This window comes from Candidatus Limousia pullorum, assembly GCF_057405065.1.
In genome coordinates this window covers 1,928,858-1,953,722 of sequence record NZ_CM171614.1, presented here as the reverse complement: position 1 = coordinate 1,953,722, position 24,865 = coordinate 1,928,858, and the positions used below count along the sequence as shown (strand labels likewise).

17 protein-coding genes and 2 pseudogenes are annotated in these 24,865 nt (G+C 39.8%); 3 read left to right on the top strand and 16 right to left on the bottom strand.

The annotated features are described in order from the left end of the window. Positions 1 to 31: 31 nt before the first annotated feature. The 4 genes from abc-f to CGICJO_RS08880 all read right to left on the bottom strand — a co-directional run bounded on the left by abc-f (position 32) and on the right by CGICJO_RS08880 (position 3,504). Positions 32 to 1,510, bottom strand: coding sequence for a ribosomal protection-like ABC-F family protein (gene abc-f / locus CGICJO_RS08895; protein WP_087375843.1), 1,479 nt, complete (start codon positions 1,508 to 1,510; stop codon positions 32 to 34). A gap of 266 nt (positions 1,511 to 1,776) precedes the next feature. Beyond that, positions 1,777 to 2,370 carry a cyclophilin-like fold protein gene (locus CGICJO_RS08890; protein WP_486498616.1) on the bottom strand — a complete coding sequence of 198 codons (594 nt, stop codon included), beginning with the start codon at positions 2,368 to 2,370 and terminating at the stop codon, positions 1,777 to 1,779. Between the two features lies 1 nt (position 2,371). After that, on the bottom strand, positions 2,372 to 2,911 hold the full coding sequence (locus CGICJO_RS08885; RefSeq protein ID WP_486498615.1) for a flavodoxin family protein: 540 nt from the start codon (positions 2,909 to 2,911) through the stop codon (positions 2,372 to 2,374). Between the two features lie 23 nt (positions 2,912 to 2,934). After that, positions 2,935 to 3,504 (bottom strand): sugar O-acetyltransferase, encoded by a 570-nt coding sequence (locus CGICJO_RS08880; protein ID WP_486498614.1) that lies wholly within the window; start codon positions 3,502 to 3,504, stop codon positions 2,935 to 2,937. 144 nt (positions 3,505 to 3,648) lie between these two features. Between CGICJO_RS08880 and CGICJO_RS08875 the strand changes: the two genes are divergently transcribed. Then, positions 3,649 to 4,533: a LysR family transcriptional regulator gene (locus tag CGICJO_RS08875; RefSeq protein ID WP_486498613.1), complete on the top strand. Its 885-nt coding sequence runs from the start codon at positions 3,649 to 3,651 to the stop codon at positions 4,531 to 4,533. Positions 4,534 to 4,583: 50 nt separating this feature from the next. On the opposite strand, the gene CGICJO_RS08870 is transcribed toward CGICJO_RS08875, so the two are convergent. The 6 genes and pseudogenes from CGICJO_RS08870 to CGICJO_RS08845 form a co-directional block, all read right to left on the bottom strand. Then, positions 4,584 to 5,450, bottom strand: a complete 867-nt coding sequence (locus tag CGICJO_RS08870; protein WP_486498612.1) for an effector binding domain-containing protein — start codon at positions 5,448 to 5,450, stop codon at positions 4,584 to 4,586. Positions 5,451 to 5,532: 82 nt separating this feature from the next. Next, positions 5,533 to 6,135, bottom strand: coding sequence for an SdpI family protein (locus CGICJO_RS08865; protein WP_486498611.1), 603 nt, complete (start codon positions 6,133 to 6,135; stop codon positions 5,533 to 5,535). Continuing rightward, entirely contained in the window at positions 6,122 to 6,412 is a 291-nt protein-coding gene (locus tag CGICJO_RS08860) for an autorepressor SdpR family transcription factor (RefSeq protein WP_486498610.1), read from the bottom strand. Before CGICJO_RS08860 ends, CGICJO_RS08865 begins: the two co-directional genes overlap by 14 nt. A 142-nt stretch (positions 6,413 to 6,554) precedes the next feature. Then, complete coding sequence (locus CGICJO_RS08855; protein WP_486500013.1) at positions 6,555 to 6,728, bottom strand: rubredoxin-like domain-containing protein; 174 nt, start codon at positions 6,726 to 6,728, stop codon at positions 6,555 to 6,557. Continuing rightward, positions 6,717 to 7,124: pseudogene (locus CGICJO_RS08850) on the bottom strand (flavin reductase family protein); the annotation flags it as partial. The gene CGICJO_RS08855 and the pseudogene CGICJO_RS08850, both read right to left, overlap by 12 nt. A 72-nt stretch (positions 7,125 to 7,196) precedes the next feature. Further along, a pseudogene (locus CGICJO_RS08845) lies at positions 7,197 to 8,345 on the bottom strand (FprA family A-type flavoprotein); the annotation flags it as partial. 491 nt (positions 8,346 to 8,836) lie between these two features. Here CGICJO_RS08845 and CGICJO_RS08840 point away from each other — a divergent pair. Then, the gene (locus CGICJO_RS08840) at positions 8,837 to 14,560 is read left to right on the top strand and encodes an Ig-like domain-containing protein (RefSeq protein WP_486498609.1); all 5,724 of its coding nucleotides are present in this window, start codon (positions 8,837 to 8,839) and stop codon (positions 14,558 to 14,560) included. A gap of 164 nt (positions 14,561 to 14,724) precedes the next feature. On the opposite strand, the gene CGICJO_RS08835 is transcribed toward CGICJO_RS08840, so the two are convergent. The 6 genes from CGICJO_RS08835 to alr all read right to left on the bottom strand — a co-directional run bounded on the left by CGICJO_RS08835 (position 14,725) and on the right by alr (position 22,647). Then, positions 14,725 to 16,491 carry a phosphoenolpyruvate carboxykinase (GTP) gene (locus tag CGICJO_RS08835; protein WP_486498608.1) on the bottom strand — a complete coding sequence of 589 codons (1,767 nt, stop codon included), beginning with the start codon at positions 16,489 to 16,491 and terminating at the stop codon, positions 14,725 to 14,727. A 382-nt stretch (positions 16,492 to 16,873) separates the two neighbouring features. Next, positions 16,874 to 17,884, bottom strand: coding sequence for a tRNA (adenosine(37)-N6)-threonylcarbamoyltransferase complex transferase subunit TsaD (gene tsaD, locus CGICJO_RS08830; RefSeq protein ID WP_486498607.1), 1,011 nt, complete (start codon positions 17,882 to 17,884; stop codon positions 16,874 to 16,876). A 35-nt stretch (positions 17,885 to 17,919) separates the two neighbouring features. Beyond that, positions 17,920 to 18,366: a ribosomal protein S18-alanine N-acetyltransferase gene (rimI, locus tag CGICJO_RS08825; RefSeq protein ID WP_087375832.1), complete on the bottom strand. Its 447-nt coding sequence runs from the start codon at positions 18,364 to 18,366 to the stop codon at positions 17,920 to 17,922. Between the two features lie 3 nt (positions 18,367 to 18,369). Then, positions 18,370 to 18,819 carry an arsenate reductase/protein-tyrosine-phosphatase family protein gene (locus CGICJO_RS08820; RefSeq protein WP_158096164.1) on the bottom strand — a complete coding sequence of 150 codons (450 nt, stop codon included), beginning with the start codon at positions 18,817 to 18,819 and terminating at the stop codon, positions 18,370 to 18,372. A 67-nt stretch (positions 18,820 to 18,886) separates the two neighbouring features. After that, positions 18,887 to 21,475, bottom strand: coding sequence for a DNA polymerase I (gene polA, locus CGICJO_RS08815; RefSeq protein WP_486498606.1), 2,589 nt, complete (start codon positions 21,473 to 21,475; stop codon positions 18,887 to 18,889). Beyond that, entirely contained in the window at positions 21,472 to 22,647 is a 1,176-nt protein-coding gene (gene alr, locus CGICJO_RS08810; RefSeq protein WP_486498605.1) for an alanine racemase, read from the bottom strand. The genes polA and alr overlap by 4 nt, the downstream gene beginning before the upstream one ends. 288 nt (positions 22,648 to 22,935) lie before the next feature. On the opposite strand from alr, the gene putP reads away from it, so the two are divergent. Next, complete coding sequence (gene putP / locus CGICJO_RS08805) at positions 22,936 to 24,498, top strand: sodium/proline symporter PutP (protein ID WP_087375828.1); 1,563 nt, start codon at positions 22,936 to 22,938, stop codon at positions 24,496 to 24,498. Positions 24,499 to 24,865: the final 367 nt, after the last annotated feature.

Sequence of the window (24,865 nt, the reverse complement as noted above, 5' to 3'; positions counted from 1 at the left end):
CACATAAATATAAAAAGTACAACTTATCAGTTTAAATGAACACCTGCTTTGTTGATATACTGTCATAAAATTCCTTGTCGTGCTCTACAAAAATAATCGTGGGTTTAAAATTTAAAAGTAAATTTTCTATTTGTATTCTTGATATAACATCAATATAATTCAACGGTTCATCCCATACAAGAAAATGGGCTTTTTCACACAAGCTCTTGGCTATTAAAACTTTTTTCTTTTGACCTTGGCTAAAGCTCTCCAGATTTTTATTAAACTGTTCCCTTGAAAAATCAAGTTTTCTCAAAATCGCCATAAACAAACTTTCATCTATATTATTTTCAAAAGCAAAGTTTTTCAAATTTCCTCGTAAAAATGAAGTGTCCTGCGATACATACGATATTTTCAGTTGACTTCCCTTTATAAATGTGCCTTTATAAGAAATATTTCCAAAAGCTATAAGCTTTAAAAGAGTTGATTTACCGCTTCCGTTTTTTCCTAAAACAGCTACCCTGTCGCCTTTTTCCACGTTGAAAGTAATATTCCCGCACACTTTTGTATCTCCGTAATAAAGGCTTACATCTTTTAATGTCAATAGATTTTTGCTGTGGTATTCAAGCTGTTCTATTTTCAAATCCTCACTTTTTTCTATATTTTTCAAAAGCTTGGATTTTTCTTCAATAGCGTTTTCCATGTTCCTTTTTACAGCTTTTGAGCGCTTAGCCATTTTAGCGGCTTTATGACCAATAAATCCTCGATCAGGCCGCAGTCCGGAATTTTTGGTGCCGTATTTTGTATTTTCAACTTTATTTGACCAGGCTGATTTTTCTGCGGCACTTTCCGAAAAGCTTTTTATCTGTTTTTTCAGCCTATCATTTTCCGCAAGCTCCTTTAAATCACGTTTCTCCTTGTATTCATACCAGGAAGAAAAATTTCCCTTAAATATTTCGATATCACTTCTGTTAATCGAAAGAATATGGTCAACGCATCCGTCAAGAAATTTTCTGTCATGGGATACAAGTATAAATCCTTTCTTTCCTTTTAAATATCTGCTCACAGATTCTCTGCCTTTTAAGTCCAAGTGATTTGTAGGCTCATCAATAAGAAGAAAACTGTTTTCCTTAATAAACAAAACCGCAAGCATAAGCTTTGTCTGCTCTCCTTTTGAAAGTGTAGAGAAAGGTCTGTACAATATTTCACTATCTGTTTCAAGCTTGTTAAGCTCGTATTCAAGCTCCCAAAGCATGAAATCTGAATATAAGCTTTCAGCAATCTCTATTCCATTAAGAGCTGTGTTTTCCACCTCAAAAGGAAAATATTCAAAATTCACAGAAGAATTTATTGTACCGGTATATTCATAGCTGCCCATCAAAAGTTTTAAGAATGTGGTTTTTCCCCTTCCGTTTCTTCCTGTAAATCCTATTTTCCAATCAGTGTCTATTTGAAAACTAACATTTTCAAAAACATTATCAAAACTTCCGTCATAGGAAAAAGTGAGATTTTTTACATCAATCAGCGACATTCTTTGTCCTCCTTTAAAATAAAAATGGCTGCAAGGAAAAATAACCCTTGCAACCATAGAAAAACAAAGTAACCGAAAACTTTATTTAAAACGAAAAGTTGAAAAGGCATAATTTTCCTGCATAATAGATATGACAAAACAGCGGCTAAACCTCTTAAATCTGACATACCAAAAATCAGCAAGAAAAATTACGCATCTTTTCAACTCCAATCATCAATTTATGTATTGATTATACTACATACAAATTCAAAAATCAACTGCGGCAACTATTCTATTTCAAAAGTAACTGTAGGATTTCCCGTGCCCACCGCTTCTTTTAAGCCTGTGGTGTCTGTTATATAACCGATTCTTGTATATGTATACGAGGTATTGTGTGCTTCATAAAACAACACCAAATAGTCCGACTGATACAGCATAATATCGCCTGAGTTGATACTTTCCACATTTTCCGGATTTGACTGAAAGCTTTCAGAAAATCTGTAATACTTTTCGTTTCCGTTAAGCTCATTCATGGTGACTGTAAGAGGGAATTTACTCATCAACTGCTGTGCACAGGGAGAGTCATTGTATATTTTAGCGTTAAAAACACTTCCGTTAACTGTAACTTTAATATCAGTCATTGTTTCTTCATCTCCCTGTGTTTCATTCGGTTCACTTGATTGTATTTCGGTCTGTGATGTTTCGGACATTTCATTTTCTGTTGCTTCTGTCATTTCTTCAGACTGAATTTCAGTAGTATTTTCTTCTGTTAAAACATTATCTGTTGTTGAAAATTCTTCTGTTAAACTATTTTCGGAAACTGAGCAAGCTGACAAAAACACAGTTGCAAGGCTTAAAAGTAAAATTAAAACTCTTTTCATATCAAACACCTTTTCCCATTTCATAGGCTTTCTTCAAAACGTCTTCATCTTTTTTGGCTTCTCCGGTTTCTGTAAGTCCTGTTCCTCTGATTACCCCGGCAAGGGTTGCTTTTTCAAAGCAGTCAACCCAGCCCTGCACTCCTTTTACAGCTCCGTCCATTGCGCTTTCTTCATCCTCGGCAGAAGCCGCCAAAAGGTAAACATCACGGAATTTATAATCGCTTGGAAAAAGACAGTTCATTCTGTCAATAAGAGTTTTCATCTGTCCTGACATTTCGTAGTAATAAACCGGTGTTGCATAAACAATTACATCTGCATTTTTTACCTTTTCAGCAATCTCATTTGCATCATCTTTTATTACACATTCCTGTGTTAATTGGCAGGAAAGACAGCCAATACAGAAATCAATTTTCTTTCCTATTAAAGAAATAAATTCAACCTCATTGCCTGCATCCTTTGCTCCTCTTTCAAACTCTCTGGCTATATAATCGGAATTGCTGTTTCTTCTCAAGCTTGTAGAAATAATAAGTACCTTTTTCATTTGTATCAACCTTTCTTAATAAATCATTCGTCACACTTTTTTATAAACTTAGCAGGAACTCCGCCTACCACTGTATTTTTTTCAACATCCTTTGTCACCACTGCTCCGGCGGCTACTATTGCACCGTCGCCTATTGTAACACCTGACAAAATAGTGGAATTTGAACCTATCCAAACATTTTTCCCTATATGAATAGGCTTTGGTATCATATCATGCCTAGTCTCCGGATTCATATCGTGATTTAATGTGGCAAGCACCACATTGTGACCTATCAATGCTCCGTCGTCTATAAAAATGCCGCCCTGGTCTTGGAATTTACATCCCATATTTATAAACACATTTTTTCCTATTGTAATATTCTTTCCGCAGTCAGTATAAAAAGGCGGAAACATTGCAAAACTTTCATCAACCGGTTTTCCTATAATCTCAGAAAAGATTTCTCTTATCTCCTGCGGATCATGGTAGCCGCTGTTAAGCTTTGCTGTAAGTTTTAAAGCCTCCTGAGATACACCGTGCATAAACTGATGTACAGGAGAACCGGCTTTAATATATTCTCCTGAATTTAATCTTGACAAATATTCCTTTAAATCCATATATCCCACCAAGCTTCCATAAATTATTTCTATGATATAATTATATTATTATTTTTAAAAATAGCAAATACTTATAAATTATACTTTACCATAGTTGACAGGAATGATAATAAAAAGTTATAATTTCCCCATAGAGGTGATAATATGGAACTTAGAGTGCTTAAATATTTTCTCGCTGTTACAAGAGAAGAAAATATAACCGCCGCCGCAGAAAAGCTTCACATTACACAACCCACGCTTTCAAAACAGCTTATGGATTTAGAAGATGAGCTGGGCAAAAAGCTTTTTATTCGTGGTAAAAGAAAAATAACCCTCACCGAGGAAGGAGTGTTTCTAAAAAAGCGTGCCGCTGAAATAGTAGAACTTGCCAATAAAACCGAGTCCGAAATAAAAATGCAGGATGACATTGTGGGCGGAGAAATCTACATAGGCGGAGGAGAAACCGAGTCTATGCATTTTATCGCCCAAACAATCAAAAACCTCACTATTAAATATCCTCAAATTAGATTTCACATGTTCAGCGGCAACGGAGAGGATGTCGAGGAACGCCTCGACAAGGGTTTAATAGATTTCGGAGTATTTGTCGGCCTTACAGATTTAAAAAAATACAACTATTTAAAGCTTAAATCTTTCGATACATGGGGCCTGCTTATGAGAAAGGACTGTACCCTTGCCCAAAATAAAACTATCTCTCCCAAAGACATAGCTAAAATTCCTATACTTTGTTCAAGACAAGCTCTCATACAAAATGAACTTGCCGGCTGGCTGGGTTATTCTTTTGATAAACTCAATATAATCGGCACATATAATTTGATATACAACGCATCTGTAATGGTTGATGAAGGAATAGGCTGCGCTTTAGCCATAGATGGACTTATAAACACAACCGGAAACAGCCGACTGTGTTTCAGACCTTTGGAGCCTGAAATAAAAGCTGACACAATTATTGCCTGGAAAAAACACAAAGCCTTCTCAAAATCAGCAGAAAAATTTCTTGAGTATTTACAGGATGGACTCTCCGCAAAATAAAATAACGCCGAAATCACATTCTAACAAAGCTGTGATTTCGGCGTATTTAATTATTTTTTAGTCACTGCAATCCAGATTTCGCAGGTGTATTGGGGATTTTTTACGTCCGCTGACGGGTAAGCTTCTATTTCTATGCCGCAGGGCTGGTATTCACTTGCCGGAAAGAATTCTGTACAGATATATTTATATACCTTTTTAAATGCCTCCGGCATTACTCCTACGCACTTGAATACCACAAAGGTGTTTTCCGGAATTGTTACCACTTCAAAGCCTTCCTCTTCTGCATCCTCATCACAATGCGCTCCTATTCCATAGGGGAAATCATATTTGCTGTTATCGTCAAAGCTTATTCCCAAAATGCAGTTTTTAAAAATGTTATTCTTGGAGATATGACCGCAGATTTTTTCTATTGTACCATCCTGAGTACACTCTTTCCAAAAATCCGCAATCTTCTCCGTTGTCATTTCCTCCTGCTTTTCAAAACGCTTTTTCTTTAAAATTACATTAAAAGCCTCTTTTTTCTCAATTCTGTAATTCATAATAGAACCTCCGCTCAATGTTAGTTTTACGGAAAGGCGTGAAAAGGATTTTAGCGTTGCACCGCTTTTTACCTGATTGGGCATAACTCCGTGAAACTTGGTAAATGCACGGGAAAAGCTCTCGGGTGTGCTGTAGCCGTATTTCAGTGCAACATCAATTATCTTTGATTTTTGATTTGCAAGTTCCTCCCCTGCCAAAGACAAACGGCGGTTTCTCACATATTCCCCTACTGTATATCCGCATATAACAGAAAAAACTCTCTGAAAATGAAAACTTGATGAGTATGCGCACTTCCCAACCTCTTCATAGTCGATTTTGTCGGTTATATGTTCTTCGATGTAGTCAATAGCTCGCTGAATACCTGTAATCCAATCCATCTTTTCACTTCCTCTCCTGTGAGCCTATTATATATGTATAAGAGAAAAGTATCTTGACTTTCAATGCTGAGGTATGAAGGTATTACAGTTTGCCGTGGGTCTTTTTATAATAGAAAATGTAGGAGTAAACCGAGGGTATTCCAATCCATAAAGCTACAATTATACCTGTAAGGATTTCAAAATCTTCTACAATAAACATTCCTGCGAGATAAAGCAAAACCAACGGAAAAGCTAAGTACCCGATAATTCTATGAGCCACTATCCAGGTTTCCTCGTCCATAACTGTCCATGGAAGCCTGAGTCCCGTATGTCTGCTGAAAGGCAGCTTAGGAGACATATTTCCGGTAAAAACTATTACAACTATAATGATGAAAGCCGCAAGATATTTTTGGTTTTCCACGGGAATTGATATTATTTCTGTATAGTCCAGCAATACGGCAGCTCCGCAGGCAATCAGCAGTCCTGTATTGAACAAGGTGACCTTTTTCAATGTTTTCATTTTGGGATTGCTTTCGGAAATAGACGGCGTCAGATTTCCCAGATTAAAATACAATATTAACATGCAGGATACTGTGCATACAGCCAAAAGTACCATTGACAAAATTGTATTTCTAAATGCCAGTGATGCGAAAAGTCCTGCAAATTCGAGAGATATTATAAGCAATCTGATTTTATTTTGTTTCATTGACTTTTTCATCTCCTCCGAAACTTAAAAGATCTGATAACTTTATATACATTTCCTGCATTACAGACAGATTAAGAGAATAGATAATCTGATTTCCCTTTCGTTCTGAAGTGACAATCTCTGCGTGTTTTAGAACATCCAAATGTCTTGAAATTGATGGCTGAGATATATCAAAATGTTCAGCAATTTCTCCGGCATTCATGTTTTTCCATTTTAAAAGCTTTATTATCTCACGTCTGTATGGACTTGCCAAAGCATGAAAAAAATCTTCGCTCATGCTATCACCTCTTTTCTATTTTCTATTATAGCTAAATGGCTAATTACTGTCAATGCTAAATTCACAAAATATACACCCCGAGAAAGTTTTCACTCTCTCGGGGTACGATTATACAAAATAATTCTTATTTGCTAATTACATATTAGTTTTCGATTGGCTCAAAATCTGCTGCGCCGTGTTTGCAAAGCGGGCAAATGAAATCCTCTGGAAGCTCGTCTCCCTCATATACATATCCGCAGATTTTGCATACAAAGCCTTTTTTGCCCTCTGTTTCTGGCTTTGGCTTAACGTTCTCAAGGTAATATGTATATGTCATTGTTTCCTTATCATTGATAACACGAGCCTCTGTTACACGGCAGATGAACATTCCGTGTGAGTCAAGGTCAATGTACTGCTCAACTTCCAAAGACATGAAAGCATTGATATAGTGAGGCAGGAAAACAAGGCCGTTATCTGAACGGTATGACTCCCAGTTTTCAAACTTATCTACGCTTCTGCCGCTGTGGAAGCCAAAGTTTTCAAATACCTTGAAAGGTGCTTCAACAGAAAGGCAGTTGAGGTTCATTTTACCTGTCTGCTTAATAACATGGTGTGAATAGTTAGCCTTATTTATTGTAACAGCTACACGGTTAGGAGAATCTGTAACCTGTGAAACAGCATTAACGATAAGTCCGTTGTCCTTTCTGCCGTCGTTTGATGTAACAACATAAAGACCGTAACCGATTTTGAAAAGTGCTGTCATGTCGTTCTTGTTTGCTTTATCGTCTGATCTTGCGATATAGTCTTTGCAAAGCTCTTCTGCCATTGCTTCGAGCTGGTCAAGGTTTTCCTTATTAACAGCAGACTTAATCTTAACTGTTGTATCAAGCCATGTGATGTCCTTGCTCTTCTCAAACTTGCCCTTCATAATCTTAGCGGCAAGAGGTGCCCATGAACCGTTTTCGATAAGACCGATTGTGCGCTTCTGGAAATTACGCTCTGTAAGGTGGTCAATATACTCTCTCATGAATGGGAAGATTTCTGCGTTATATGTTGTTGTAGCCAAAACAAGCTTGCCATATCTGAAAGCGTCTGCAACTGCAAGTGACATATCTGTTCTTGCCAAGTCGTGAACAACAACATTTGGACAGCCCTTTGTTCTGAGTTTTTCTGCAAGAATCTCAACAGCTTTCTTTGTATGACCATAAACAGATGTATAAGCGATTACTATACCGTCAGTTTCAACACTGTAAGATGACCATGTATCATAAAGCTTGAGATAATGTCCAAGATTTTCTGTGAGAACCGGGCCGTGCAGCGGGCAGATTGTGGAAATCTCAAGACCTGCAGCCTTTTTAAGGAGAGCCTGTACCTGTGCGCCGTATTTGCCTACGATACCGATAAAGTAACGGCGTGACTCATCGTCCCAAGGCTCGTTAGCGTCCAAAGCACCGAATTTTCCGAAGCCGTCTGCTGAGAACAGTACTTTTTCTGTTACATCATATGTAACCATAACCTCTGGCCAGTGAACCATCGGAGCAAAAACAAAAGTGAGCACGTGTTTTCCAAGGGAAAGTGTGTCGCCCTCTTTTGCAATAATTCTCTCACCAGTGAGATTTTCAAAGAAGCAGTCCATCATTGCAAATGCTTTCTGAGTTGCAACAATAGTAGCCTCTGGATATGTTTCCATAAAGTTCATAATGTTAGCGGAATGGTCAGGCTCCATATGCTGAATAATAAGGTAATCAGGCTTGCGGCCTTCAAGTGCATCAGCAATGTTATCAAGCCATTCATGGGTAAAGCTCGCATCAACTGTATCCATTACTGCGATCTTATCGTCTTTAATAAGATAAGAATTGTACGACATACCGTTAGGCACTACATACTGACCCTCAAACAGGTCCACATCGTGGTCATTAACACCCACATACAAAATTTCATTAGTTATTTTCATAATCTTCTCTCCTGCCTTTTTATGATGTAATTCATAACGCCGTCAGTATTAAAACAGCACAGCGATTAAAAGAGTCCATTAAAATTGATCACACGAGAAACAGGATGTTTATTTCTCGCAATAATACAATTATAAATATACTATTTTAAAGCATAGTTGTCAACAGCCGTCCGCTAATTAAACTCAATTTAATCTTTTCTTTTTATTTTTTAATTTATTTTCTTTATTGCAGTAATTTCTGCCAGATTTGTATTATTGCTTTGTTATAAACACTTTTATGATTATTAAACATGAGCTTAAATTGTTTTATCGATATTGCTGTTATTTCCTTTTAATATAAATAAAATAAAAAAGAATAAATCTTGTAAATCTGAATAAAAAGTGACAAATTTCAAAAAAAGTATGGAATAATGGCTGAAAATATGATATAATCTTTTTGATTAGACAGTAATTTCTGTTAATTATACTAAAAAACGATTGGAGGAGAACAGATGAAGAAAATACTGGCTTTATCGCTGTCGGTTTCTATGATAGTTTCTATGGCTGCAATTTCCGCATCCGCAGAAACCTATGACAGCAAACCACAAACAGCTGCCTCAGTAAGAATGAGTGCTGAACCTACAGAAAGAAGCACTAATTTTAATGAAGGCTGGCAATTTGCACTTGGTGAAAATACCGGAGCAGAAAAAATCGACTACGACGATTCCTCATGGAGAACACTTGACCTTCCCCACGACTGGAGTATCGAATTTGATTTTGATTACAGCTCCCCTGCAACTTCCGAGTGCGGTTATCTTGACGGAGGTACCGGTTGGTACAGAAAAACTTTTGTTTTACCTGAGTCCATGGCAGGAAAACAAATTTCAATTGATTTCGGCGGAATTTATATGGACAGCACAGTCTATGTAAACGGCGCCTATGTTGGCAACTACCCTTACGGATATATGCCATTTAGCTATGACATTACAGACAAAGTAGTATGCGATGGAAAAACAGAAAACGTTATTGCTGTAAAAGTTGTGAACCAGCTTCAGTCAAGCCGCTGGTATTCAGGCAGCGGTATATACAGAGATGTACATTTGACAGTAACTGACAAGGTTCACGTTGACAGATACGGCACATACATTACAACACCAAATATTGAAACTGAGTATCAGAACGGCACAGGTACAGCTCATGTTATTACTGACATAGTAAACGACACTGCTGATACTGCAACAGTATCCGTTCGTTCCACAGTTGTAGATATGGACGGCAACGCAGTAAACGAACCGGCTACAACAGAAGCCATGGAAATAGCTGCCGGAAAAACCTCTTCTTTCACTCAGGACCTCACCGTTTCATCACCAAAGCTTTGGTCAGTTGACTCTCCAAACCTTTATCAGGTTAAAACAGAAGTTCTTGTAGGAGAAGATGTTGTCGATACATATTTCAGCCGTTTCGGTTTCAGATGGATAAAATTCACTACTGACAACGGCTTCTATCTCAACGGAGAGTGGATTAAACTCAACGGTGTCTGCATGCACCATGACCAGGGCGCTTTGGGCGCAGTTGCAAACTATACTGCAATTGAACGTCAAATGCAGATAATGAAGGATATGGGTGTAAATGCAATCCGTGTAACCCACAATCCGGCAGATGACAAGCTTTTGGAAATCTGCGATAAGATGGGACTTATGGTAATCGAAGAAGCTTTCGACACATGGACAGGAAAGAAAACTTACGATTACGGCCGTTTCTTTAATCAGAAAGCTACACACCCTGACGCAGGAGCAAATATGACTTGGGCAGAATTTGACCTCAAGCAGATGATAAAGAGAGGAAGAAACTTCCCTTCAATCATTATGTGGTCACTTGGTAACGAAATCGGAAACACTACTTCCCAGTCCGGCTTGACAACTGCTCAAAATCTCCAGAAATGGGCTAAAGAGATGGACGACACCAGATATACAACTATCGGTGAGGACAAACTCAGAAGCAACATGAGTGACACAAGCAACAATCTCCAGCAGGGTTCATACATCCAGCAGGTATTTGATACCATTGATACAATGGGTCTTAACTACAGTGAGCACAGATATGATGCTTTCCACGAGGCATATCCTAACTACCTAATTTACGGTTCTGAAGTTGCATCAGCTACAAGCAGCCGTGGAGAGTACGCTCATCCTGATGTAATTCAGAAAGGTGACTCCGGTTCTCACCCTGAATACCAGCAGTCCTCCTATGATAACGACTGTGTTCCTTGGGGCAGAACAGCTCACGAAAGCCTTGTTTATCATCAGGACAGAAAATTCGTTGCCGGTGAATTCGTATGGACAGGTTTTGACTACATAGGCGAGCCTACTCCTTGGAACCAGAGTACAACAACACCTCCTAAGAGCTCTTATTTTGGTATTGTTGATACAGCTGGTTTTGCAAAAGACTCATATTATCTCTATCAGAGCCAGTGGACTTCTGTAGAGGATAATCCAATGGTTCATATTCTTCCTCACTGGAATTGGGAGGATGAAGCAAAACGTGCAAAGGTAACAGGCTCTGACGGAAAAATTCCTGTAAGAGTTTATACAAATGCAAGATCCGTTGAACTTTACTTCAAGGAAGCAGGAAGCACAGAGGAAGGTTACGGCACATTGGTTGGCGAGAAGCAGTCATTTGTAGCTGTTACACCTCATAAGGACGATCCTGACGCTATAGACAATAAGGATTACGAGTATCAGCGCACAGCTGACGGTGACCTCTGGCTTGAGTGGAGAATGGACTACAAGCCCGGCACACTTACAGCTGTAGCTTACGACAAAAACGGCGAACAGGTTGCTGTTGAAACAATAACAACTGCCTCTTCCCCAGCTTCTGTAAAACTTACAGCAGAAGATAAGGTTATTGCTGCTGACGGCACAGAGCTTTCTTACATTCAGGTTGACGTTGTTGACGAAAACGGAAACTTCGTTCCTACAGCCGACAACAACATTACATTCACAATCAGCGGCAACGGTAAAATCGTTGGTGTTGACAACGGAAACGCAGCAAGCCACGAGCGTTACAAGGATACAAACGGAACATGGCAGAGACAGGCTTTCAACGGCAAGGCTCTTGTTATCGTTCAGTCCACAAAGGATGCAGGTTCATTCACAATCAACGCAACTTCTTCAGGTCTTAACGGCGATTCCACAACTGTATACACAACAGCTGAGGGCGTTAAACCTACAGATATCCTCGGTTACAACGTAAAGAACATTACAGCTATCGTTGGTGAAGAGATTGTTCTTCCTTCACAGGTTGAGGCTGTTTATGCTGACGGCGTAACAACAAAGATGATGGATGTTACTTGGGATGAAATTCCTGAAATTTCTGAAACAGGCATCACAGTTGTAAAGGGTACAGTTACAGAAACAGGCGCTGAAATTACAATTGAAATTACAGCTATAGGCGCTATTGGCATTTTGAACAGCACAATTGCAACAGCTGTAGGCGTAATTCCGGAAATGCCAAAAACTGTACAGGTTATTTTCTCAGACGGAAGCACAAAGTCTGCAAATGTAACATGGGATAAGGAAATCACATCAGAAGACGTAGCTCAGACAGGTACTGTTGAAATAAACGGTAAAGTTGCGGGCTATGACGGACTTACTGCAAAACTTACATTGAGAGTAAGTGACCAGTTTGTATTTGATACAAATGTTGCAAGAGGCGTTAATGTAGAATATTCCTATCAGCAGGGTACTGACCTTGCAAGCAAGACTGTTGACGGAAGCTATGACCTTAGCAGCAGATGGACAACATGGACAAGCAGCGGCTTCGGCAACAGCAACCCAAGTCATTACCTCATTTTCAACTTTAACGAAAGCAAGTACATCGGTGCAGCAGGTGTATATTTCTACACAGACAGTGCTACTAAGCTCCCAAGCGAAGCTATAATCTACTATAAAGATGCAAACGGAGATTGGACTCCTGTAGAAAATCAGTCTATCGGTAAACTGGCTGATTTTAAAGCTTCAGCAATCAACAGATTTGAATTTACACCTGTTAATACAACAGCATTGAAACTTGAACTTTATCCACAGAAGAGCGGAAACAATAACTATCCTGTTGGTGTTATTGAGTTTGAAGCATATGCAGCGGGAACTCAGGTTGACGTTGGAACAACTGCAAAGCTCACTTCCCTTTCTGTAAACGGTCAGGCTCTTGAGGGCTTCAATCCTGATACATATTCTTACACAATTCCGGTTGCTTATCCTTATGATATTCCGGAAATAACAGCAGAAGCCGGAGAGAATGCAAATGTATTTGTCGTACCTGCAATGTCTATTGACAGAAATACAGTTGTAAAAGTAGTTTCTGAGGACGGAAAAACAGAAAACAATTACACAATCACATTCGAGAAAGAACCTATCAAGCTTACAGGACTTACTCTTACTGTAGACCCAACAACAGCTCCTGAAAATGCAACTCTTAAATATGAAATTAAGGCTGTATATGAGGATGGTTCACAGGCTGACGGAAACACAGTAAACGCTACAATCAATCAGGTATCTGCTGAAGGCGGCGAGATTTCTATAAACAATGCAGACAAAGAAATCTATGCAGTCAAGAAGGGTACAGTTACATTAGAAGCACAGTGTGAGTATCAGGGCAGCACATTCAAATCAGAACCTGTTACTATTACAATTACTGACAGCGAAATTGAAGTAGTTGTTGAATCTTACGAACCTGTAAACGTAACAACAAAGCTTAACCAGGCTCCTGTTCTTCCTGAGTATGTTGTTGCAAACGTAAAAGACAGCTTCCCAAGAAATGTAAAGGTTACATGGGATGAAATTGACCCGTCACTCTACGCTGATTACGGCACATTTAAGGTTTTAGGTACAGTAGAAGGACAGACACTCCGTCCTGAAGCTGTTGTAACTGTAAAAGACATCACAACCTTTGATACATTGACACTTGCTACACAGAAAGGTGTAGTTCCTGCATTGCCTGCTACTGTAAATGCTTACTACAGCGACGGAACAAGCGTTAAGGCAAATGTTACTTGGAACTCCTATACATCTGAAGACTTCAGCGTTGAGGACAATACAATTGTAACAGTTGAAGGTAAAGCAACAGTAAACGAGTCTGAATATACTGTTACAGCAAAGGTAAGAGTTACTGAAACAGACCTTACTCAGAGTGCTAACTACTATCAGACAAGAAACGGTTACGAACTCCCATTCGCAGTTGCTTCATTTACAAACGATGAAGCCGGTTCAACTGACAGAGTTGAAAAACTCAACGACGGAAGTATTTCCTTCGCTACATCAGATAATGAAGGCAAGAACATCTGGTGTAACTGGCAGAGAACTGCAAGAAGCGGTGACTGGGTAGGCGTTATCATGGCTCATGAAGGCGATGTTAAAGAAAACTATGTTGATACAATGAAGGTAGGCTTCTTTACAGAAGGCGACAGCGGAGCAACTCAGCTTCCAGAGTCTTACAAGATTGAGTACTACACAGGTCCTCTTGATTTCGAACTTCCAAGCAAATCTGCTAACGGAGTTAACAACCCAAGAGGTCACATTGCAAACATTGCTGACCATCCATTCAACGACGACGCTAACTGGACAGAAGTAACTTACGTAGGCGGAAAACCAGAAGCTAAGTCAGGCGAAATGACAACAATCACCTTTGAACCTGTTGAAACCTGCATTGTAAGAGTAAACATGAAGTGCAGAACAAATAAGTCAATCGGTGTTACTGAAATCGAGCTTTACGGTAAGGAAGTTGTAGAGAAGTCTACATATGAAATTACCAACGTAAAAGTTGGCGGAGCTGACTTTGCAGAGTTTGACCCATCAGTTACAGAATACAATATTTCTGTATCAGGAAAGGCTCCTGAGGTTACATTCGAGGTTACAAACAACGCTTCCGTAACAGTTGTTCCTGCAACTTCTGTTCCAGGAAAGACAGTTGTAAAGGTAGTAGCTGAGGACGGTTCAGTTGCATCTGAGAAGACATATACCTTCAACTTCACTTCCGACGGCGGTCAGGAATATGAAATCGGAGATGTAAACTGCGACCACAGAATTGATATCAACGACGCTACAATGATTCAGAACTATGTTTCAAGAAGATATGAGCAGACAGCAGGCTTCCATAAAGAGTATGCTGATGTAAGCAAAGACGGTAAAATCACCGTCATTGACGCAACACTTATTCAGATTAAACTTATTAAAGGCTGATAATCGTTTTAAGTTGTTTGTTAACTAATTAAAATGACCCTTCCAACTGAACAATTAAATTCGGTTGGAAGGGTTTTATTTTCTGTATTTAAATTTTCATATTACAAAAGGCGCATGGTATAAACCATACGCCTTTGTTTATTATAAAGTAATCTTAAACTAAATTACTTTGAAAGTCTTTCTTTCAAGCTGTTAAGCTGATCCTTGAGCTCTGCTGGGAGCTTGTCGCCAAACTTCTTGTAGAATTCCTCGATACCCTCAGCCTCTTTGAGCCACTTTGCGTTGTCAACATAGAGGATGTCTTCGAGAGTTTTCTTGTCCATATCAAGACCATCAAGGTTGATGTCGTCTGCATGTGGAACATAACCGATTGCAGTTTCAACTGCATCTGCCTTGCCCTCGCAACGGTCGATAATCCACTCGAGTACACGGAAGTTATCGCCGAATCCTGGCCAGAGGAAGTTGCCCTCGTCGTCAAGACGGAACCAGTTTACATTGAAGATCTTTGGAGCCTTATCGCCGAGGATTTCGCCCATCTCGATCCAGTGCTTGAAGTAGTCGCCCATGTGATAACCGCAGAATGGGAGCATAGCCATTGGGTCACGACGAACAACACCTACTGCACCTGTTGCAGCTGCTGTTGTCTCGGAAGCCATGATTGAACCTACAAATACACCGTTATTCCAGTCTCTTGACTGATATACGAGTGGAGTTGTCTGAGCACGTCTGCCGCCGAAGATGATAGCAGAAATCGGAACGCCTGCTGTTGAGTCAAACTCTGGGCTGATGCATGGGCAGTTCTTTGCAGGTGCTGTGAAACGGCTGTTTGGATGTGCGCCCTTCTCTGTAGCGGTCTTGCCGTTCCATGGCTCGCCCTTCCAGTTTACAGCGTTCTCTGGTGGATTCTTGTCAAGACCTTCCCACCAAACTGTGTTGTCATCAAGGTTATGAACAACGTTTGTAAAGATTGTGCCCTTCTGAGTTGAAGCAAGAGCATTTGGGTTTGACTTTTTGTTTGTACCAGGAGCAACGCCGAAGAAGCCGTTTTCTGGGTTAATTGCATAAAGTCTGCCGTCTGGGCCTTTTCTCATCCATGCGATATCGTCGCCTACTGTCCATACCTTGTAGCCTCTTGAAGTATAGCCCTCTGGTGGAATAAGCATAGCCAGGTTGGTCTTACCGCAAGCTGATGGGAATGCAGCGGATACATACTTAACTTCGCCCTGTGGGTTCTCAATTCCGAGGATGAGCATGTGCTCTGCCATCCACTGATTGTTCTTACCGAGGTAAGAAGCAATTCTCAAAGCGAAGCACTTCTTGCCGAGGAGAACGTTTCCGCCGTAACCTGAGTTAACGCTGATGATGTAGTTGTCCTCTGGGAAGTGGCAGATATATCTCTTCTCTGCGTCGATGTCGCAGCGTGAGTGAAGTCCCTTAACCCAGTCTTCGCTGTCGCCGAGAACGTCGAGAACAGCCTGACCAACACGGGTCATGATAGCCATGTTGAGTACAACATAGATAGAATCTGTTACCTCGATACCGATCTGTGCGAGAGGTGAACCGATTGGGCCCATTGAATAAGGGATAATGTACATTGTTCTGCCCTTATAGCTGCCTCTTGCGATATCAAAGAGCATCTTGTATGCTTCCTGAGGGTCTTTCCAGTTGTTTGTAGGACCTGCATCCTCTTCTTTTCTTGAGCAGATGAATGTTCTGTCCTCAACACGAGCTACGTCGTTCACAGCAGTTCTGTGAAGGTAGCAGCCTGGAAGTTTCTCCTGGTTAAGCTTAATAAGCTCGCCTGTTGAACAAGCCTGTGCACGGAGTGACTCGAGCTGCTCTTCGCTGCCGTCAATCCATACTACCTCATCAGGTGTCAAGAGGGCTTTCATTTCATCAAGCCAAGCCAAAACTGATTTGTTGTTTGTCATTGTTTTGTTTCCCCTTTCGAGAGTTTACCTTTAAATGGTAAAAAGTATATATAAATTTTGTTTTTATACCTTAAACATTATATCACATTGTCAAATCTTTATCAATCAATATAATGGTCGAATTATGCTGACTTTACTTCCGTTTTTTTAGTAGCAATAGATAAAAATCATTAAAAATATGTGAACTCAGCCTTATCACAAAAGATAAAATGCACGTTTTAATTTTAAATCCTGCATTTTTAAGGGTTGAACCTTTGTAAATATTTCCTTTTCATATCATCTTTACAAATGGTTATTTTTGATAATAGAAAAGAAATATTAGTTACAATTATCAGTATCTACCGAAACATTAACCCTATTAACGTGTGTATTAAACAAAATATTATCTGTAATCTATAGGAAGTGTAGCCACTGCGTTAAGACTTAGATTTGCAATATTTTTATCTAAATATTCATAATATCCCTGAGAGCCAACCATTGCCCCGTTATCTCCGCAGAGCTTTTTGTCCGGCATATAAAGAGCAAAACCGTTTTTTTCGCAGTCTTCTTCCAGCCTTCTTCTGAGCAATGAGTTTGCAGAAACTCCTCCTGCTGTCACCAATGTTTTAACATTCAAGTCTTTTGCCGCTTTAATAAAGTTTGTAGCAAGACAGTCAACAACTGCATATCTGAAAGATGCTGACAAGTCCTCTACAGGAAGTGTCTCCCCTTTTTGTGAAGCATTGTGTATTAAGTTTATTATGGCTGTTTTAAGTCCGGAAAAACTGAAATCATAGAGACAACCGTCTACTGTCGGCCTTGGAAGCTTGTAAGCTAAAGGATTTCCCTTTTCTGCTACTCTATCCATTGCAATTCCGCCCGGATATGGCATTCCCATTGTTCTCGCCGCCTTGTCGAAAGCCTCTCCTGCGGCGTCGTCACGGGTTCTGCCTATTATTTTCATCTTTGTATAGTCCTCAACCATAACAATGTGGCTGTGTCCACCTGAAACAACCAGACAAAGAAATGGCGGCTTCAAATCCTGATGGGATATGTAGTTTGAAGCTATATGGGATCTCAAATGATGTACCGGAACAAGTGGTTTGCCGGTTGCGAAAGATAGTCCTTTTGCAAAGTTTACGCCTACAAGCAGTGCGCCTATAAGTCCCGGAGCATGTGTCACCGCAATGGCTTCTATATCATCCATTGTCACACCGGCTTGATTTAGCGCCTCTGCTGTAACCCCCTCAATAGCTTCAACGTGACGTCTTGAGGCTATTTCAGGCACAACTCCACCGTAAAGTCTGTGTTCTTCTACCTGTGTTGCCACTACCGAGGACAACACATTTCTGCCATCCTCAACAACTGCAACCGCTGTTTCATCGCAGGATGACTCTATTGCAAGTATTTTCATATTACACTTCCTCTCATTTTGCGCCTTAGTATTTGTTAAAAATTTAACATCATAAGCAAGGCGTCTTCCGTCGGCTTTGAATAATAATTTTTTCTTGTACCCACTTTTTCAAAACCATATTTTTCATACAAAGCAATAGCCGGCGCATTTGAAGCTCTTACTTCCAAATTTATAAATGCAATATTTCTATTCTTAGCTTCATCTATAAAAGAGTCCATAAGCTTTTTGGCTATTCCTTTGTTTCGATATTTTTCTTTGACAGCTATAGAGGTCAAAATTCCCTCGTCTAAAACCGTTTCAAGACAGATATGACCCACTATTTCGCCGCTTTCCAAATCCTTTGCCACAAAAAAACAGTTGTTTTCATTTTTAAAAGTGTCCGTTATATTTTTAAGTGACCAAGGAGTTGAAAAAATTTCTTTTTCAATATCTGCAATTTCCTGTAAATTACAGGCTTTTGCCTTTTCAATAACTATATTCATATATCAAAGCTTTTCCAAAAGGTCTGTGAGAACGGAAACTATCTCGTCACGGCAGGCTCTGTAAAAATTTAGATCACTGCCGAACGGGTCTGTTATTCCACCCTTTTCCCTTGACATTACAAAAATTTTATTCTGAGGAACTCCCATACTCATCAGGATATCTGCGTGGTACATTGAAACCACACAGAACAGGTCTACTTCTTTTAAATCTACACCGTATATACCCTGTGATTTATGTCTGCTTATATCCACACCGATTTCCTTACAGGCTTCAATAGCATATTTTGAAGCACCGTATCCGGAGGAAGCGGCAGTTCCTGCACTGCTGCATTTTATGTCATAGCCTTTTTCTGCACAGAGCTTTTTAAAAATCCCCTCAGCCATTGCACTGCGGCAGCTGTTGCCGGTGCAGATAAAAACTACATTCTTAATATTTGTCTTTCTTTCTGCCATATTTACCATCACCTTTTTACTTTTGGCAGTTTTATGCTTTCTTAAAAAATTCAGTATTTGCAAGTTATCAGCCCTTTGCATCATACCAGGTTTTGCCAATAGCCGCATCGGCTATAAGGGGCACGGAAAGACTTACTGCGTTTTCCATCTCTTCTTTCAAAATTGCGCTGACCTTTTCCTTTTCTTCTTCAGGAGCTTCGACAATCAATTCGTCGTGAACCTGCAAAATAAGCTTTGCTTTCAGTCCCTCATCCTGAAGTCGATTGTCAACCCTTATCATGGCAATTTTGATTATATCCGCCGCTGTTCCCTGTATAGGCATATTTCTGGCAACCCTTTCACCGAAAGCTCTTGTTATATGGTTGCCTGTTTTAAGCTCAGGAAGATATCTGCGTCTGCCGAAAACTGTTTCAACATAGCCGTCCTCTTTCGCCTTTTCGGTTACATCATGCATATATTTATCAACGCCGCTGTAATGGCTGAGATATGCTTTAATATAGTTAGAAGCTTCTTTTGTAGTAACACCTATATCCTTTGAAAGTGAAAAAGCACCTATTCCGTAAACTATTCCGAAGTTTACCGCTTTGGCTCTGCTTCTCATTATTGGAGTTACAAAATCTCTGGGCATATTGAAAACCTGTGAGGCTGTAGCTGTATGAATATCCTCGTTGTCCTTAAACGCCTGCATCATGTTTTCATCTTTTGAAATATCTGCAAGAACTCTCAGTTCAATCTGGGAATAGTCGGCATCCACAAGGACACAGCCCTCTTTGGCACAGAAAAATCTTCTTAATTCCCTACCTATCTCAGTTCTAACAGGAATATTCTGGAGGTTTGGTTCTGTTGAACTTATTCTTCCTGTTCTGGTTTCGGTCTGATTAAAGTTTGTGTGTATTCTTCCGTCATCGCCGATAACCTTTAAAAGTCCGTCGCAGTAGGTTGATTTAAGCTTTGCCAGTGTTCTGTATTTTAAAATCATATCTATTACAGGGTGGTATTTTCTCAAATCCTCCAAAACGTCGGCGTTGGTGCTGTAGCCGCTCTTTGTTTTTTTCTTTGCGGGAAGTCCCAGCTTTTCAAAGAGTGCAACGCCCAGCTGTTTTGGTGAGTTTATATTAAACTCATATCCAACCTCTTCGTAAATCTGATTTTGAATTGAAAGCACTTCTTCATTTATAACTCTGCCGTAATTCTCTATTCCTTCTTTGTCCACGGCAAAGCCCACGTTTTCCATCTTTGCCAAAACCTTTGACAAAGGAAGCTCGATTTCATACATAAGCTTTTCCTGATTTTTGTCTGAAATCTCATATTTCAGTTTTTCATATAAATCAGGCAATGTTCCGTTTTCACATACAAACTGCAAAACCTCATCCTCTGCTTCAGCTTTCGCCGGCTCAACCTTATATTCCTCGCACAGTCTGCTGACTGAATAGTCTGTTGATGAGGGATTTAAGAGATATGCCGCCAACGTTATATCAAATATAATACTATTTTTATCTATTCCGTTTTTATCAAGGAAAGAATAAATCTCTTTACTGCTGTAGGCTACTATTTTATTTTCAAGCTGTGAGAAATCGGAAAGCTTTTCCACAGAAAGTCTGTACACCTCTTTACCGTTACATGCATATATGCACTCCGGAGATGTTTTGCTTTCTTTTATATATGTTATAAAAATATCCTTTTCGTCTTTGCCGAAAACATTTTTAACATCGATTTCCTCGGACAAGCAATCTCTAAAGGTTAATTTTTCCTTTTCTTTCTTTTTCTCTTCCTTTTTTACTCCGCTGTTTCTCAAGCCCATCTTTTCTATAAGTGAGAAAAGCTCCAAGTCAGCCATAAAATCTGCGGCTTTTTCGTCATCGCCTCCGGAAACGCTGTAATCTGCAAGTTTTTTGTCTATCGGCGCTTCTCTGTTTATCTCGCCCAACATTCTTGACAAAATTGCGTTATCCTTGCTGGCTTCCAGTTTTTTTCTTACTCCGTCCTTAATATCAAGCTCATCAAGGTGATCGTATATATATTCAACGGTTTTGTATTTTTTAATAAGGTCGCCGGCGCCTTTGGGTCCTATTCCCGCAACTCCAGGGATATTGTCGGATGTATCGCCCTGAATTGCCTTTATCTCAATAAGCTCACGGGGAGATACTCCATAGTCCTCCATTATTTTTTCCTTATCATAAATAATAGCAGTAGCTGTTCCCTGCTTTGTTGCGGCAAGGCGCACTGTGGTAAGGTCAGATACAAGCTGCAAGCTGTCACGGTCACCTGTTGCTATAACACATTCCCAGCCCTCTTTCTCACATTCTGCGGAAAGAGTACCCAAAATATCGTCGGCTTCATAGCCTTCACAGGTTACAAGCTTATATCCAAGCAGTGTGAGCAAATCTTTCAGGGGCTGAAGCTGAGAAGCAAGCTCCTGGGGCATTCCCTTTCTCTGGGCTTTATATCCGGAATACGCCTTGTGTCTGAAAGTTGGCGCTTTAAGGTCAAAGGCTATAGCAACACAATCAGGCGCTGTGTCGTTTTTTATTTTATTGAGCATTGTCAAAAAGCCGTATATTGCGTTTGTAAAACGTCCGTCCTTTGTTGTAAGAGGTCTTACGCCGTAAAAAGCTCTGTTGAGAATACTGTTTCCGTCAACTGCAAGTAATTTCATAATTTATACATCACATCCGTTATTTTTCCGTCTTTTACAAAAAGTCTGGGAACTCTTTTGCCGATTATACATATAACCTCGTAATTTATTGTTTCCGACCAGCGTGCAAGGTCGTCTGCTGTAGGCTCTCCCTTTGAGCCGTCACCGAACACAATAACCTTATCGCCTATATTGACATCCTCAATACCGCTTACATCAAGCATTGTCTGGTCCATACAAATTCTGCCTATTATTTTTGCCTTTTTGCCGTTTACCAGCATATATCCCTCTTCGCCGTATTTTCTTATATATCCGTCGGCGTAACCTATGGGAACTGTGGCAATCTTCATCTTTTTATCTGCTGTAAATGTTCTTCCGTAGCTTACGGTTGCTCCCGCTTCTATTTCCTTTACATATGAAATGCAGGTAACAAGCTTCATAACAGGTTTTATATCCAAAGCGTCTTTAAGCTTTGAAGACGGAGAAAGTCCGTAAAGAATAATACCGGCTCTCACCATATCCATATCAAACATCGGATAATCCTCAATAGCTCCGCTGTTGGCGCAATGTCTTATTTCAAAGTTTATGCCTCTGTCCTCAAGGCTTTTTACTGTATGTACAAAGTTATCATACTGCTTTAATGTAAACTCTTTGCCCTCTTCTCTTTCATCGGAAACTGCAAAGTGGGTAAATATGCCCTCGGTTACAAGGTTTGGCAGAGTCGCCGCCTGATAAGCTTCTTCAATGCTTTTTTCATCTCTTGGGAAGCTCTGGCACATAAAGCCTATTCTGCTCATACCTGTATCTATTTTTAAATGTATCTTACATTCAACTCCATATTTAACACACTGCTCGGACAGCTTTTGAGCATACTTTGTGCCGTATACCGCCTGTGAGAAATTATTCTCCGCAAGCTCCTTTGCACACATTGACGGGGTATAACCCAAAATAAGTATAGGAAGGCTTATTCCGTATTTTCTAAGCTCCTTTCCCTCGTCCATATTTGAAACAGCAAGGAAATCTGCGCCCAGCTGTTCATACATAACCGCAAGCTCCACAGCTCCGTGTCCGTAAGCGTCAGCTTTTACAACACAGCAAACCTTTTTGCCCTGAGCCGCTTTTTTAATTGTTTTAAAATTATGTATGGCTCTGTCCATATCTATTTCTGTCCATGTTCTTTTAACGAAATTCATATACACACCTCTTGCAATAATGATGAATAACAATTTATATATATGTATACATCCGCATTTGCATAATTACCTAATTATATTATATAACCATTCTTTGGGTAAATCAATAAGATTTTGGCATATTGGCTTTTTTAATCCTTTTAAGACTTTTATTTCATCATTTTTTCAGATTTATTTCCTTTTTTCTTCATATACAATTAAAAAACATTTGCAATTATACCAGTTTTTTGATAAAATGTGATTATGTGTTTTTCCGAAAACAAATATTTTTAAGGAGAGAGATGTTTAATGGATAAGATTATTATCTTAATCGCATTTGCCGTCTATATGGTAGTTATGATTGTCATCGGTGCTGTCTATGTAAAAAACACAAAGACAAACGAAGACTACTTCCTGGGCGGCAGAAATCTCGGCAGCTGGACTGCGGCCCTTTCCGCACAGGCTTCCGACATGAGCGGTTGGCTCTTGATGGGTCTTCCCGGCGCCGTTTACATTGCAGGAACCGGCGAAATCTGGATAGCTATAGGACTTTTGATTGGTACGGTTTTAAACTGGTATTTGGTTTCCGGCAGACTTCGCCGCTACACAATCAAAGCTAACAACGCTTTGACAATCCCAGGATACTTTGAAAACCGTTTCCACGATAAAACCGGTATTCTCCAGGTTGTATCATCTGTAATTATCACTATTTTCTTTACAGTTTACACGGCATCCGCTTTCAGCTCAGGCGCAAAGCTCTTTGCAACTGTTTTTTCCGACGGCTCAACAGATGGATTTAACAGCACATATATCTATGGTCTTGTTGTTGCCGCTGTTGTTATTCTTGTTTACACATTTATGGGCGGATTTAAGGCTGTATGTGCTACTGACCTGGTTCAGGGCTTCATGATGCTTATCGCAATCCTTGCTGTTCCGATTTTGGCTTACGGCATGCTTACATACAACACAGGTTTCCACGATGCACTTGTTGCAAACGGTGTTGAAAATCCTGAGAATTATCTCAACTTTATGAAAAATGCTGACGGTTCACCTGTAAGCGTGGTTTCCATTATTTCAAACCTTGGCTGGGCTTTGGGTTACTTCGGTATGCCTCACATTCTTGTAAGATTTATGGCTATCAAAAGCGAAGCTGAAGTTAAAAAATCAAGAACAATCGCTATTGTTTGGATTATCCTTTCACTTGGCGCCGCATGTATGATAGGTCTTGTGGCAAGAGGATTCTTGACCACACAGCTTGATGCTTCAACACAGGAAACAGTATTCATCAAGCTTATTCAGCAGCTGTTCTCAAACAATTATCTGCTTCTCTTTATCGGCGGTGTATTCCTCTGCGGTATTCTCGCCGCTGTTATGTCTACAGCTGACAGCCAGCTTCTCGTTACCGCTTCCGCAGTTTCAGAAGACCTTTACAGAGGCACAATCAACAAAAATGCAAGCGACAAAAAATCCCTTGCAGTGGGCAGAGCTGCTGTTGTAGTTGTTGCAATAGTTGCCGCATTTATTGCCCTTGACCCTAACAGCAGTATCATGGGACTTGTTTCAAACGCATGGGCAGGCTTTGGTGCCGCTTTCGGTCCTGTTATTATCTTCTCACTGTTCTGGAGACGTTCAAATTTGCAGGGAGCAGTAAGCGCAATGGCAATCGGTGCTCTGACAATTATCGTTTGGGATTACATTCCATTTATAAACGGTCAGACTTTGGGCGATGCTACAGGACTTTATTCTCTGGTTGTAGGATTTATTTTGGCTTCCGCAGCTATGATTATAGTTTCCCTTGCAACAAAAGCTCCCGGAAAAGAAATTACAGACGAGTTTGACGCTGTAAAATCCGGAAATGTTGAAGGTTGCTAATTATTATAATAGTTTTATATTCAATATCATTATTTCACCTGTATTTCCCCGGAAATGCAGGTGGTTTTCATTTGACTGATTTTTCACAGTATTTTCATGTTAAATCTTATTTCATTCTCCTGGGGAAACACAAAGGGTAATCCTCGTGCTATAATGTATTTAATTTCGATTTTCGGGTTCGGGGAATTTCACACTTTAACACTACATATTGTGACAATTTATTTTTATAGCACATTTTGTAGAGAAAAAAGTTTGGTACTATTTTAAAAACACATGCTTTTTGATAATTAAAAATCGTCAATTTTACCAAACCGTTAAAATCCCCATTGACTAACGGCAATATATGGGCTATACTTAACAAGCTGGC